This window comes from Stenotrophomonas sp. LMG 10879 (assembly GCF_002750935.1).
In the GTDB taxonomy this organism is placed as follows: domain Bacteria; phylum Pseudomonadota; class Gammaproteobacteria; order Xanthomonadales; family Xanthomonadaceae; genus Stenotrophomonas; species Stenotrophomonas lactitubi_B.
The window spans coordinates 108,422-121,417 of sequence record NZ_PEJT01000008.1 but is presented as its reverse complement, the minus strand read 5'-3'; the positions used below and the strand labels follow the sequence as shown (position 1 = coordinate 121,417).

Annotated in this window: 9 protein-coding genes and 2 riboswitches; of the genes, 5 read left to right on the top strand and 4 right to left on the bottom strand. The window is 67.4% G+C overall.

Going from position 1 to position 12,996, the window contains the following annotated elements; translation table 11 throughout:
* Positions 1 to 85: 85 nt before the first annotated feature.
* Positions 86 to 706 carry a glutathione S-transferase gene (locus CR919_RS13920; protein WP_099820510.1) on the bottom strand — a complete coding sequence of 207 codons (621 nt, stop codon included), beginning with the start codon at positions 704 to 706 and terminating at the stop codon, positions 86 to 88.
* 165 nt (positions 707 to 871) lie between these two features.
* Complete coding sequence (locus CR919_RS13915) at positions 872 to 1,666, bottom strand: NYN domain-containing protein (protein WP_099820509.1); 795 nt, start codon at positions 1,664 to 1,666, stop codon at positions 872 to 874.
* A gap of 122 nt (positions 1,667 to 1,788) precedes the next feature.
* On the opposite strand from CR919_RS13915, the gene CR919_RS13910 reads away from it, so the two are divergent.
* Positions 1,789 to 3,069: an NAD(P)/FAD-dependent oxidoreductase gene (locus CR919_RS13910; RefSeq protein WP_099820508.1), complete on the top strand. Its 1,281-nt coding sequence runs from the start codon at positions 1,789 to 1,791 to the stop codon at positions 3,067 to 3,069.
* A 261-nt stretch (positions 3,070 to 3,330) separates the two neighbouring features.
* On the opposite strand, the gene CR919_RS13905 is transcribed toward CR919_RS13910, so the two are convergent.
* The gene (locus CR919_RS13905; protein ID WP_099820507.1) at positions 3,331 to 3,756 is read right to left on the bottom strand and encodes a nuclear transport factor 2 family protein; all 426 of its coding nucleotides are present in this window, start codon (positions 3,754 to 3,756) and stop codon (positions 3,331 to 3,333) included.
* A gap of 110 nt (positions 3,757 to 3,866) precedes the next feature.
* Positions 3,867 to 4,142 carry a GIY-YIG nuclease family protein gene (locus CR919_RS13900; RefSeq protein WP_099820506.1) on the bottom strand — a complete coding sequence of 92 codons (276 nt, stop codon included), beginning with the start codon at positions 4,140 to 4,142 and terminating at the stop codon, positions 3,867 to 3,869.
* Positions 4,143 to 4,182: 40 nt separating this feature from the next.
* Positions 4,183 to 4,272: riboswitch (glycine riboswitch) on the top strand.
* A gap of 13 nt (positions 4,273 to 4,285) precedes the next feature.
* A riboswitch (glycine riboswitch) is annotated at positions 4,286 to 4,389 on the top strand.
* Positions 4,390 to 4,472: 83 nt separating this feature from the next.
* On the opposite strand from CR919_RS13900, the gene CR919_RS13895 reads away from it, so the two are divergent.
* The 4 genes from CR919_RS13895 to CR919_RS13880 all read left to right on the top strand — a co-directional run bounded on the left by CR919_RS13895 (position 4,473) and on the right by CR919_RS13880 (position 12,694).
* Positions 4,473 to 5,090, top strand: coding sequence for a trimeric intracellular cation channel family protein (locus tag CR919_RS13895; protein ID WP_032952083.1), 618 nt, complete (start codon positions 4,473 to 4,475; stop codon positions 5,088 to 5,090).
* Between the two features lie 238 nt (positions 5,091 to 5,328).
* Positions 5,329 to 6,498 (top strand): MdtA/MuxA family multidrug efflux RND transporter periplasmic adaptor subunit, encoded by a 1,170-nt coding sequence (locus CR919_RS13890; protein ID WP_099820505.1) that lies wholly within the window; start codon positions 5,329 to 5,331, stop codon positions 6,496 to 6,498.
* Entirely contained in the window at positions 6,495 to 9,638 is a 3,144-nt protein-coding gene (locus CR919_RS13885; RefSeq protein WP_099820504.1) for a multidrug efflux RND transporter permease subunit, read from the top strand. The genes CR919_RS13890 and CR919_RS13885 overlap by 4 nt, the downstream gene beginning before the upstream one ends.
* Positions 9,635 to 12,694: an efflux RND transporter permease subunit gene (locus CR919_RS13880; RefSeq protein WP_099820503.1), complete on the top strand. Its 3,060-nt coding sequence runs from the start codon at positions 9,635 to 9,637 to the stop codon at positions 12,692 to 12,694. Before CR919_RS13885 ends, CR919_RS13880 begins: the two co-directional genes overlap by 4 nt.
* Positions 12,695 to 12,996: the final 302 nt, after the last annotated feature.

The window sequence follows — 12,996 nt, the reverse complement described above, 5'->3', positions numbered from 1 at the left end:
TCGGCACTACTGTAGAGCCCTGGATGGCTTGGGGTCGGATCCCTTTTCGCAGAAAAGGGCTCTGACCCCGAACGTCGCCCTTCGCTTACGTCATCGGTGACATCACGCCGCGCTGGTACGCCGGGCGCTCGCGCAGGCGTCCATACCAGTCGGCCAGGTGCGGCAGGTCCGGGCGCTGGATCGGCAGCTCGAACCACGCGTAGATCAACGAGCCCAGGGCGATGTCACCCATGGCGAATTTCTCGCCCGACAGCCACGGCTGCGTGGCCAGGGTCGCGTTGGGCAGCGCCAGGAAATCACCGGCACGCACGATCGCCGCATTGATGCGCGCCTCATCGCGGTCGGCCGGCGCGGTGCGCATGATGCCCCAGATCAGTTCGGAGTACAGCGGCGCCATCCGCGAGGTACTCCAGTCCATCCACTTCTCGGCCTGCGCACGCTCCATCGCGTCTTCCGCGTACAGCGTACCCAGCGAATAGCGCGCACTGAGGTAGCGCACGATGGTGTTCGACTCCCACAGCGGCAGGCCGTGGTCTTCGATCACCGGCACCAGCCCGTTCGGGTTCATCGCCACATACTCCGGCGACTGCGTGCCACCGTGGCTGCCACCCACTTCGATGGACTCGTACGGCAGGCCGATTTCCTCGGCACACCACAGCACCTTGCGGACGTTGCTGGAATTGCGGCGACCCCAGATCTTCAACATGCGGATTTCCTTGCTGGCAATGCGAGCGGCAACGATACGCCTGATCGGCCTGGGTGTGTGCGTGCGCAACGACTGCATTGGGCATTCGCCGGGCATGGCCCGGCGCTACCACATCCGCCTTCGGTGAGCGCCGGGCCAACCCCGGCGGTGCTGCGTTGCCGCGCGTTACCGGTTCTTCTTCGGCAGCGCGCGCACGTAGGAGGATTTACCGTCCTTCTTCAGTTCGAACAGACCGATCGCGGCCAGCAGGTCGCTGAGTTTGCCGTACCCGTAATTACGCGGATCGAACGAGGCCTGGTTGCCGATCTGGCTGCCGACCGGGCCCAGGTGCGACCAGCCATCCTCGCCCTCTGCCGAGGACACCGCACGCCGCAACATCTTCACCAGACGTGTATCGCTGCGCATTTCCGCCCCGCTCTTGCGCGGGCGCGCATCGTCGCTGCCCGCCTGTTCGCTGGGCGCCTGTTCATTCGATGATGGTTCGTTCGATGCCTGCTCGACATCCTGCACGCTGGCATGGGTCTGGCCCAACGCTTCCAGATAGGTGAACTTCGAGCATGCGTTGACGAAGGGTTCCGGGGTTTTCTTTTCGCCGAAGCCATAGACCTTCACGCCGTCGGTCAGCAGGCGCATCACCATCGGGGTGAAGTCGGCATCGCTGGACACGATCGCGAAGCCATCGAGGTTGCGCGCGTACAGCAGATCCATCGCGTCGATCACCATCGCCATGTCCGACGCGTTCTTGCCCTTGCTGTAGGCGAACTGCTGGATCGGCCGGATCGCGTATTCGTGCAGCACCGCCTCCCACCCTTTCAACCGTGGGCTCTTCCAGTTGCCATAGGCACGGCGCACGTTGGCCACGCCATAGCGGGCGACTTCGGCCAGGACCTCGTCGATCTTCGAGGCCGGCGCATTGTCGGCGTCGATCAACAGGGCGATGCGCTTTTCCGGTTCGCTCATGGACTCCTCACGGGCAGTTGCCTGAACCCGAGTATCGCCGATCAGGATGCACGCTGACGTGACAAGGACCGGCCATGCGAAGATGCCAGGCACTTCCCCCATGCCCCCCCTGGAGTGAGTCGATGAGTCGTGATCGCGTCCCCCACCTGGTCGTTGTCGGCGGCGGTTTCGCCGGCCTGTGGGCCACCCGTGCGCTGGCCCGCGAACGCATACGCATCACCCTGGTCGACCGTCGCAACCACCACCTGTTCCAGCCGCTGCTGTACCAGGTGGCCACCGCGGGACTGTCTGCGCCGGATATCGCCGCACCGCTGCGCCACATCCTTGGCCACCAGCGCAACGTGGAGGTGCGGCTGGGCGAAGTGGTGGCCATCGACAAGGAAGCCCGCCAGGTGCGCATGGCCGACGGCAGCACGCTGGACTACGACAGCCTGCTGCTGGCCACCGGCGCCACCCACGCCTACTTCGGCCATGACGAATGGGCCGACGATGCGCCTGGCCTGAAGACACTGGACGATGCCATCGCCCTGCGCCGCAAGCTGCTGCTGGCGTTCGAACGCGCCGAGGCCGAGCCGGACCCGGCAAAGAAAGCCGCATGGCTGAGCTTTGCGGTGGTGGGTGGTGGCCCGACCGGCGTCGAGCTGGCTGGCACCCTGGCCGAAATCGCCCGGCATACGCTGCGCAATGAGTTCCGCCATATCGATCCGGCCAGCGCCAAGGTGCGGCTGGTCGAGGCCGGTCCGCGCGTGTTGTCGACCTTCCCTGAAGTGCTTTCGCTGAAGGCGCGCCGGCAGCTGGAAAAGCTGGGCGTGGAAGTGATGACCGGCACGCCGGTCAGCCACATCGATGGACAGGGCTTCAAACTGGGCGACCAGTTCGTGCCCGCGCGCACCGTGGTCTGGGCCGCCGGCGTCGCCGCCTCGCCGTTGGCGCGCACGCTGGACGTGCCGCTGGACCGTGCCGGACGCGTGCCGGTGCAGCCCGACCTGACCCTGCCCGGCCATCCCGAACTTTTCGTGGCCGGCGACCTGGCCGCACTGGGCCAGGCCAACGGCAAGCCAGTACCGGGCGTGGCCCCGGCCGCCAAGCAGATGGGCAAGTACGTGGCGGAAACGCTTCGCGCACGCCTGCACGACAAGCCCGCGCCGGGGCCGTTCAAGTACGCCGACTTCGGCAACCTGGCCACCATCGGCCGCATGGCCGCGATCGTGCACCTGGGCAAGCTGCAGCTGTCCGGTGTGCTGGCCTGGTGGTTCTGGCTGGCCGCGCACGTGTTCTTCCTGATCGGTTTCCGCAACCGCGTCGTGGTGCTGTTGAACTGGGCGGTGGCGTACTGGAGCTACCAGCGCAGCGCGCGCATCATCTTCGGCGATGATCGGGACGACCGGCGGCCGAAGCGGTAGGTACTGCCGTGGGTGACCTCTCGACCGACACAGTAGATCCACGCCATGCGTGGATGAATTTCTGTGCAGGCTGCATGGAGCGTAGCCACGCGTGGCGTGGCTCTACTGCTTCATCGGGCCGCTGGGCCCCCGCTCATGTCCGGCAGAAATCTTCGCGATAGGTAGTGCCACGGGCACGTCCTCGACCGACACAGTAGATCCACGCCATGCGTGGATGAGTTTCTGTGCAGGCTGCATGGAGCACAGCCACGCATGGTGGCTCTACTTCGGCTTTGGGTACCACAGCGCGTTGACGATGACCCAGCGCTGCTCGAAGCGGCCCATGTGGAAGTAGTCGACGAACCACGGCGTTTCCAGCCGCACCGAGGCCGCATTGCCGGTCACGTCCAGCACCGTGCAACGGCGGTCCCATTGATCCTTCGGGGTCTTCAGCGCGCCCTGTTTCGTCAACGCAACCAGTTCTTCCTTCGACATCCGGCGCAGGCCGAGGCGTTCGTCGGGCGTATCACCGAGCACCGCGCGCTTGGCCAGGTCCGGGTGCAGGGAACGGGCGACGCGCTGCGGGTCGGCTTCCAGCTGACCGTCGACGTAGTCGTGGCAGGTCGCTTCGATGGCGGCGATCGTGGCGGCGTCGGCAGCGGGGCTTGCTGCTGCGGAAAGCGCGAACAACAGGGCAACGGCGGACATCCGGGTCTCCAGCGCTGAGAGCTGGGCGATCATGGCATGGCCGGATGTGCCCCATCCACGCATGGCGTGGATCTACCGGCGAAGTTGTAGAGCCGAGCATGGGCTCGGCTCTACAGAACAGCCTCGGCCGGCGCCTGCAGCCAGGCCAGCTTGCGCTCGCGCGGCTGCTGCTTGAGCTCCCATTCGGCGCGTGAGGCCGCTGCCCTGTCCGGGTACTCGCGTACCGCCAGCACCCGCAGCGGCGGGCGTGACCGGGTGTAACGCGCCCCCTTGCCGGCCTGGTGGGCGGCGAAACGGGCCTGCACGTCGGTGCTGATGCCGGCGTAATAGCTGCCGTCGCGGCATTCGAGCAGGTACAGGAACCACGGGCGGGAAGGCGAAACCATGCCCGGATTATGCCGTGCTGCACTGCAGCGGATATACTGGCGGCCGAATGCAGGAGAGAGGCGCCGCGCTGGCGCCCGCCGAAGGCGCAGGCTCCCATGATCGCTCAGGCCGGTGGGCTGGAATCCCACCAACCATGCATTCGACTCGCCGAGCTGGAGAGAGGTCACCGGGCATGCCCGGGACGATCCGCCGAAGGGGCACGCGGCTCACGCCGCTGAACTCTCAGGCAAAAGGACAGCGGGAGCGGCACCGGTCATCGTCATCCCGTCATTGCGCAGGCAATGGCGGTGGTCGCGCATGGCCGGCCCCACCGCGTCCGGAGCCTGTCCATGCTGCTGTCCATCATCTACCTGATCGCCATTTCCGCCGAAGCCATGACCGGTGCCCTGTCTGCGGGCCGCCGCCGCATGGACCTGTTCGGCGTGGTCATGATCGCCTGTGTCACCGCCCTCGGTGGCGGCTCGCTGCGCGACATCCTGCTCGGCCACTATCCCTTGGGCTGGGTGAAGCATCCCGAGTACCTGGGCTTCACCGTGTGCGCGGCGCTGATCGCCACCTGGGTAGCGCGCTGGATGCATCACTTCCGCCGCACCTTCCTGGTGCTGGACGGGCTGGGCCTGATCGCCTTCACCCTGATCGGCTGCTCGATCGCGCGCGAGGCCGGCCATGCGCTGCCGATCGTGCTGATCGCCGGCATGCTCACCGGCGCCTTCGGCGGCGTGCTGCGCGACATCCTCTGCAACGAGGTGCCGCTGATCTTCCAGAAAGAGCTGTACGCGATCATCTCGCTACTGACAGGTGCGGTGTATCTGCTGTTGCTGCACTGGGGCGTGGCCGATGCCACGGCGATCCTGTGCTGCCTGGGGGGTGGCTTCGCCGTGCGCCTGCTGGCGATCCACTACCGCTGGGAAATGCCGAAGTTCGTGTACCACGACGAAGTGCATTGAGCCCTTGAGGGTAGTGCCGGTCGTTGGCCGGCATTTCCGGCTGGGCTGCATGACCAAGGTCACGCGGCGACGGCCCGCGTAAACCGCTACCATTGGCGCCCCGTCGCACGCGCGACGGCATCCAGCCACGCCGCGTCCGCGGCCCCGCCAGACAATCCCCCTCCCCCGCTGCCCGAGGCCCTTCGTGGTGCCGACGGGCCCGCATGACCCTGCGTGCACGCAGGGCGCAGGATGCCCCATGTCTGTCGCCGAAAACTCCCGCTTTCGCCGTGCCCGCCCGCTGCTGGTCGTTGCCGGCCTTGCCCTTGTCGCTGGCCTGGCGTGGTGGCTGTGGCCGCAGGCCGAGGCGGACGGTGGCGAACAAGCTGGTGCCGGCAAGGTAGTGCCGGTACGCATCGCCCGTGCCAGTGCCGAACCACTGGTGCTGCGGATGAAGGCGGTTGGTACGGTCACCCCGCTGCACAGCGTGGTGGTGCGCAGCCGCGTGGATGGCGAGCTGATGCACCTGCATTTCCAGGAGGGTCAGCAGGTCAAGGCCGGTGAACTGCTGGCGCAGATCGATCCCCGCCCCTACCAGGTGAAGCTTGCGCACGCACAGGGTACGCAGCAGCAGAACCTGGCCGAGCTGGAGAACGCCGAGCGCCAGTTGCAGCGCTACCGCGAACTGCAGCGCCAGAACTACGTGTCCGCGCAGGAACTGAGCGACCAGCAGAGCAAGGTGCGGCAACTGCAGGGGCGTCGCCTCAGCGACCAGGCATCGGTGGACGAAGCGCGACTGCAGCTGCAGTACACCCGCATCGTCGCCCCGGTCAGCGGCCGAGTCGGCCTGCGCCGGCTGGACGTAGGCAACCTGGTGCACGCCAGTGACACCGAAGGCCTGGTCACGCTGGCGCAGACGGCGCCGATCAGCGTGCTGTTCACCGTGCCCGAACCAGAGCTTCCCGCCCTGCTCGATGCCGTACAGGCGCAGCCGGCGCTGGCGGTGGAGAGCTGGGACCGCGAAGAACGCCGGCAGCTCGCCAGCGGCACCCTGTCCAGCGTCGACAACCGCATCGATACCGCCACCGGCACGCTGAAGCTGCGCGCGCAGTTCGACAACGCCGATCAGGCGCTGTTCCCCAACCAGTTCGTCAATGTGCGCCTGCAGCTGGGTGAGCATCCCGCGCTGCTGGTTCCCGATGCCGCCGTGCAGTTCGGCAGCCAGGGCAACTACGTGCACATCATCGACAAGAACAACAAGGCACAACGACGCACGGTGGTGCTCGGCCCGGCCGATGACGGTCGCGTTGCGGTGCGTTCCGGCCTGGTAGCCGGTGACAAGGTGGTGATCGAAGGCATCGACGGACTGGAAGACGGCACCACGGTGGAGATCATCACCGAGGAGGCATCGCCCAAGGCCGGCGCATGAACCTCTCGCGCGCCTTCATCCTGCGCCCGGTCGCCACCACGTTGCTGATGGTGGCGCTGCTGCTGTCCGGGGTACTGGCCTATCGCCTGCTGCCGGTGGCGGCGCTACCGCAGGTCGACTACCCGATCATCCAGATCACCACGCTGTATCCCGGTGCCAGCCCGGAGCTGACCACGCGCACCATCACTGCGCCGCTGGAGCGCCAGCTCGGGCAGATTCCCGGCCTGAAACAGCTGTCGTCCACCAGCTCCGGCGGCGCCTCGGTGATCACCCTGCAGTTCGGCCTGGAGGTGTCGCTGGGTGTGGCCGAACAGGACGTGCAGGCGGCGATCAACGCGGCCGGCAGCTTCCTGCCCGGTGATCTGCCGGTGCCGCCGGTGTACCGCAAGGTCAATCCGGCCGACACGCCGATCCTGACCCTGGCGGTGACTTCGCAGGGCCTGTCGCTGCCGCAGGTGCACGATCTGGTCGACACCCGCATCGCGCAGCGCTTGGCACAGCTGCCCGGTGTCGGTCTGGTCAGCCTGGCCGGTGGCCAGCGCCCGGCCGTGCGCATCCAGGTCAATCCGGGCGCGCTGGCCGCCAACAACCTGGGCATGGACCACATCCGCACCGCGATCGCCGCCGCCAACGTCAACCTGCCCAAGGGCAGCTTCGATGGCCCGATCCGCGCGGTGATGCTCGATGCCAACGACCAGATGCGCAGCGTGGCCGAGTACCGCGCGCTGGTGCTGGCCTGGCGCGAGGGCGCACCGCTGCGGCTGGGCGACGTGGCCACCATCACCGACGGCGCCGAGAACCGCCAGCTGGCGGCATGGAGCGGCACCACCCCGGCGGTACTGGTGAACATCCAGCGCCAACCAGGCGCCAACGTCATTGCCGTGGTCGAACAGTTGCGTGCGTTGCTGCCGCAGCTGCAGGCCACTCTGCCGGCCGGCGTGCAGATGAGCGTGCTCAGCGACCGCACCGAATCGATCCGTGCGTCCGTGCGCGGCGTACAGAAGGAACTGGTGCTGGCCATCGCGCTGGTGGTTCTGGTGACCTGGGTGTTCCTGCGCAACCTGCCGGCCACGCTGATTCCCAGCGTGGCGGTACCACTGTCGCTGATCGGTACGTTCGCGGTGATGCTGCTGACCGGCTATTCGCTCAACAACCTCACGCTGATGGCGCTGACCATTGCCACCGGTTTCGTGGTGGACGATGCGATCGTGATGCTGGAAAACATTGCCCGCCACCTGGAAGACGGCGAAAGCCCGCGCGAGGCGGCATTGAAGGGAGCCAGCGAGATTGGCTTCACCCTGGTCTCGCTGACGGTCTCGTTGATCGCCGTGCTGATCCCGTTGCTGTTCATGGCCGACCTGGTGGGCGCGCTGTTCCATGAGTTCGCGGTGACGCTGGCGGTAGCCATCGGCATTTCGCTGCTGGTGTCGCTGACCTTGACGCCGATGTTGTGCGCGCGCTTCCTGAAGCCGCATGCCACGGGGTCAGAGCCCCAAGGGGATCTGACCCCGGCCGTGGGGTCGGATCCCCTTGGGGCTCCGACCCCATCCCCACCAAAGCGCGATGTCTTCGACCACATCATCGCCCTCTACGACCGCCAGCTGCGCTGGGTGCTGCAGCGTCAGCCGCTGATGCTGCTGGCGACGGTGGCCACGCTTGCGCTCACCGTGGCGCTGTACTTCGCCGTGCCCAAGGGCTTCTTCCCGGTGCAGGATGCCGGCCTGGTCCAGGGCATCAGCGAAGCCCCGCAGGCGATCTCGTTCCAGGCCATGCGCGAGCGCCAGCTTGCCCTGGCCACGGCCATCGAACAGGACCCGGCCGTGGCCAGCCTGTCCTCCTACATCGGCGTGGACGGCAACAATGCGGCCCTCAATACCGGCCGCCTGCTGATCGAACTGAAGCCACACGGAGAGCGCGAGAGTGCCGACGTGGTGATGGCACGGCTGCAGCAGCGCGTGGCCAGAATTCCCGGCATCACCCTGTATCTGCAACCGGTGCAGGAGCTGGGCATCGAAGACCGCATCAGCCGCAACCAGTACCAGTTCACCCTGACCACGCCGGACCTGCAGACGCTGGAAACCTGGACACCGAAGCTGCTGCACGCGCTGCGCCAGTCGCCGGCGCTGCGCGATGTGGCCAGCGACCTGCAGATGCAGGGCCGACAGGCCAGGGTGAGCATCGACCGCGATGCCGCCGCACGTCTGGGCGTGAGCGTGGAAGCGGTGGCCGACGCACTGTACGACGCCTACGGGCAACGGCAGATCTCCACCATCTTCACCCAGGCCAGCCAGTACCGGGTGGTGCTGGAGGCCGATCCGGCGCGGCAACCGGGGCCGGAGGCGATCAGCGGCCTGCGCGTGCGCAGTAGCAACGGCCAGACCGTGCCGTTGGGGGCGGTGGCGCGCGTCGAGCAGGGGCCGACGGCGCTGCTGCGCAACCATGTCGGCCAGTTCCCGGCGGCCACGCTGTCGTTCAACCTGGCACCCGGCGCATCGCTGGGCGAAGCAGTGGATGCGGTGCATGCCGCGCGGGCGCAGGTGGCATTGCCGCAAAGCATCGAGCTGCGCCTGCAGGGCGCGGCGGCGGCCTTCAGCAGCTCGCTGTCGAGCACGCTGTGGCTGATCCTGGCGGCGGTGGTGGTGATGTACATCGTGCTGGGCGTGCTCTACGAGAGCTTCATCCATCCCATCACCATCCTCTCCACATTGCCCTCGGCAACCGTGGGCGCCTTGGCTGCGTTGTGGGTGAGCGGACGCAGCCTGGATTTGATCGCGGTGATCGGCATCGTGCTGCTGATCGGCTTGGTGAAGAAGAACGCGATCATGATGATCGACTTCGCGCTGGACGCGCAGCGCACGCGCGGCATGAGTCCGCGTGAAGCGATCCACCAGGCGGCGCTGCTGCGCTTCCGGCCGATCCTGATGACCACCCTGGCGGCGTTGTTCGGCGCGGTACCGCTGATGCTGGCCACGGGCTCGGGCGCCGAGCTGCGGCAGCCGCTGGGCTGGGTGATGGTGGGTGGCCTGATGGTCAGCCAGGTGTTGACCCTGTTCACCACGCCGGTGATCTACCTGGCCTTCGACCGTCTGCAGCGTCGCCGCGCGGCGGCACCGGCAACAGCAGACGAGGCCAGCGCATGACCCCTGTGGCACGCCTGGCACAGGCCTGCGTGCAGCGTCCGGTGGCGACCCTCCTGTTGGCGGTGGCGCTGGTACTGGCCGGCCTGCTGGCGCTGCGCCTGCTGCCGGTGGCACCGCTGCCCCAGGTCGACTATCCGGCCATTGAAGTCAGCGCCAGCCTGCCCGGCGCCTCGCCCGAATCGATGGCGGCGACCGTGGCCACGCCGCTGGAGCGTGCGCTGGGCAGCCTGCCCGGCATCTCGCGCATCGATTCAGCCAGCACCCAGGGGCAGACCGAGATCGAATTGAAGTTCGTGCTCGGCCGCGATATCGACGAGGCCGCGCGCGAAGTGCAGGCCGCGATCAACCTCGCTCGCGGCCAGCTGCCCAGCGGCATGCCCGGCATGCCGCAGTACCGCAAGGTCAACCCGTCGCAGGCGCCGATCCTGGCGCTGGCGCTGACTTCGGACACGCTCTCGCCGGGCCAGCTGTACGACCTCGGCTCGACCGTGCTGGCACAGAAGCTGTCGCAGGTGCCGGGCGTGGGCGAAGTGCAGGTGGGCGGCAGCGCGCTGCCGGCGGTTCGCGTATCGCTGGACCCGAATGCCCTCAATCACGCAGGGCTGGCGCTGGAGGATGTGGCACAGGCGATCAGCCGCGCCAACGCGGTGCGCCCATTGGGTGCGGTCGCAGGCGCGAACCAGCACTGGCAACTGGAGGCGCCGCTGCAGCTGCGCCAGGCCGCGCAGTATCGCGAGCTGGCGCTGAAGGCCAGCGATGATCGCCTGCTGCGGCTGGGCGATGTCGCCGCCGTCGCCGACGGCGTGGAGGATCGCTATGCCAGTGGCTTCCACAACGAACGCCCGGCCGTACTGCTGATCGTCAGCCGCCAGCCCGGCGCCAACATCATCGCCACCGTCGATGCGATCCAGGCGCAGCTGCCGCAGCTGCACGCCCTGCTGCCGAGCACGGTGGACATGCGGCTGGTGATGGACCGCTCGCCGGTGATCCGCGCCACCCTGCACGAAGCAGAAGTGACCCTGCTGCTGGCGATCGCGCTGGTGGTGCTGGTGGTGCTCGGCTTCCTCGGCCACTGGCGCGCAGCACTGGTACCGAGTGTCGCGATTCCGGTGGTGCTGTTCGGCACGCTGGCGTTGATCGCGCTGATGGGCTTCTCGCTCAATACGCTCTCGTTGATGGCCCTGATCGTGGCGGCGGTGCTGGTGGTGGATGACGCCATCGTGGTGCTGGAGAACATCGCGCGCCATCGCGAGCTGGGTGCCGACCGCTGGCAGGCGGCGGTGCGCGGTGCATCGGAAGTGGGCGCTACGCTGCTGTCGATGAACCTGGCGCTGGCCGTGGTGTTCGTCTCGATCCTGTTCCTGGACGATTTCGTCGAGCGCCTGTTCCGCGAATTCTCGCTGACCCTGGTGGCGGCGATGACGGTGTCGGTGCTGGTGGCGCTGAGCCTGGTGCCGATGCTGTGCGCGCGCGTGTTCGTCGATGACGCACAACAACCCTCGCGCTGGCAGCGCGGCAGCAATGCGCTGTTCGAGCGCGTGCGTGGCGCCTATCTGCGCACTCTTCAGGCCAGCCTGCGGCAACTGCGCTGGCCATTGCTGGCCTTCGTGGCGGTGATCGCACTCAATGCCTGGCTGTTCCAGCAGGTACCCAAGGGCATCGTGCCGCAGCAGGACACCGCACAGCTGCGCGGCTTCGCGCGTGGCGATGACGGCCTGTCCTTCCAGGCGATGCAGCCGAAGATCGATGCCTACCGCAAACTGCTGCTGTCCGACCCGGCCATCGAGGACATCATCGGCTATATCGGTGGCAGCAACGGGGTCAACAACGCCTTCATCATGATCAAGATGAAGCCGCTGGCCGAGCGCGGCGTCTCCAGCCAGCAGGTGATCGACCGCCTGCGTGCACGCCTGCCCAAGTTGCCTGGGGGCAACCTCTATTTGTGGGTGGACCAGGACATCCGCCTGGAAGGCGCCGGCAGCAGCGGCAAGTACGAGTTCCAGTTGCTGTCGGCCGATACCGCGCCATTGCGCCAATGGGCACCGAAGGTCGCTGCTGCGCTGCGTGGCCTGCCGGAACTGGTGGACGTGGAAGCGCAGGGCGAGGCCGGCATGCGCCAGGTGATGCTGGACATCGACCGCGAGGCCGCCGCGCGCCACGGCGTGGACCTGCGCACCGTGGCCAACATGCTCAACAACGCCTTCAGCCAGCGCCAGGTCGCCACGTTGTACGACAGCCTCAACCAGTACCGGGTGGTGATGGAGCTGGACCCGAAGCACACGCAGGACCCGGGCACGCTGGCACGGTTGCAGGTGATCGATGGCGGCGGCCAGCGCATTCCGCTGTCGAGCATCGCCAGCTGGCGCTACGGCATGGCGCCGGACCGCGTGTACCACAGCGAGCAGTTCGCCTCGATCTGGATCGAGTTCGCGCTGGCTCCGGGCGTGGGCCTGGAGCAGGCCACGCAGGCCATTGATGCGGCGATGGCCACACTGATGCTGCCGCGCTCGGTGCAGGCCAAGCTGTCCGGCGAGGCCGGTGGCCTGGAGCAGCTGCGGTCGCGCCAGTTGTGGCTGGTGCTGGGCGCCACCCTGGCGGTGTACCTGGTGCTGGGCATCCTCTACGAGAGCTTCCTGCAGCCCCTGGTGATCCTGTCCACGCTGCCGTCGGCCGGTATCGGTGCGTTGCTTGCGCTGTGGCTGTTCGGCAACGAACTGAACCTGATCGCCCTGCTCGGCCTGTTCCTGCTGGTGGGCGTGGTGATGAAGAACACCATCCTGCTGGTCGACTTCGCGCTGGCCGGCGAGCGTCGCGGGCTGAGCGCGCGCGATGCGGTAATGGAAGCGGCGCGATTGCGCCTGCGGCCGATCCTGATGACCTCGCTGGCGGCACTGCTGGGCACGCTGCCGCTGATGCTGGCCAACGGCGAAGGCTGGGAGCTGCGGCAGCCGCTGGGCATCGCCATTGTCGGCGGGTTGCTGGTCAGCCAGTGGCTGACGTTGTACACGACACCGGCGATGTATCTGGCGCTGGCGAGGATGCGGGCGCGACGTTGAGCGGGGCGGCTTCATCCACGCATGGCGTGGATCTACTGACTAGACGACACCGGCGATGTACCTGGCGCTGGCGAGGATGCGGGCGCGACGTTGAGCGGGGCGGCTTCATCCACGCATGGCGTGGATCTACTGACTAGACGACACCGGCGATGTACCTGGCGCTGGCGAGGATGCGGGCGGGGCGTTGAGCGGGGCGGCTTCATCCACGCATGGCGTGGATCTACATAACCGGGTCGGGGTCACACCACCCCGGCGATGTACCTGGCGCTGTCGCACATACGCAGCGCCAGGCGCATCGCCGG

Coding starts and splice junctions, on each gene's coding strand:
- CR919_RS13920 (WP_099820510.1), bottom strand. CDS start 706: ATGTTGAAGATCTGGGGTCGCCGCAATTCCAGCAACGTCCGCAAGGTG.
- CR919_RS13915 (WP_099820509.1), bottom strand. CDS start 1,666: ATGAGCGAACCGGAAAAGCGCATCGCCCTGTTGATCGACGCCGACAAT.
- CR919_RS13910 (WP_099820508.1), top strand. CDS start 1,789: ATGAGTCGTGATCGCGTCCCCCACCTGGTCGTTGTCGGCGGCGGTTTC.
- CR919_RS13905 (WP_099820507.1), bottom strand. CDS start 3,756: ATGTCCGCCGTTGCCCTGTTGTTCGCGCTTTCCGCAGCAGCAAGCCCC.
- CR919_RS13900 (WP_099820506.1), bottom strand. CDS start 4,142: ATGGTTTCGCCTTCCCGCCCGTGGTTCCTGTACCTGCTCGAATGCCGC.
- CR919_RS13895 (WP_032952083.1), top strand. CDS start 4,473: ATGCTGCTGTCCATCATCTACCTGATCGCCATTTCCGCCGAAGCCATG.
- CR919_RS13890 (WP_099820505.1), top strand. CDS start 5,329: ATGTCTGTCGCCGAAAACTCCCGCTTTCGCCGTGCCCGCCCGCTGCTG.
- CR919_RS13885 (WP_099820504.1), top strand. CDS start 6,495: ATGAACCTCTCGCGCGCCTTCATCCTGCGCCCGGTCGCCACCACGTTG.
- CR919_RS13880 (WP_099820503.1), top strand. CDS start 9,635: ATGACCCCTGTGGCACGCCTGGCACAGGCCTGCGTGCAGCGTCCGGTG.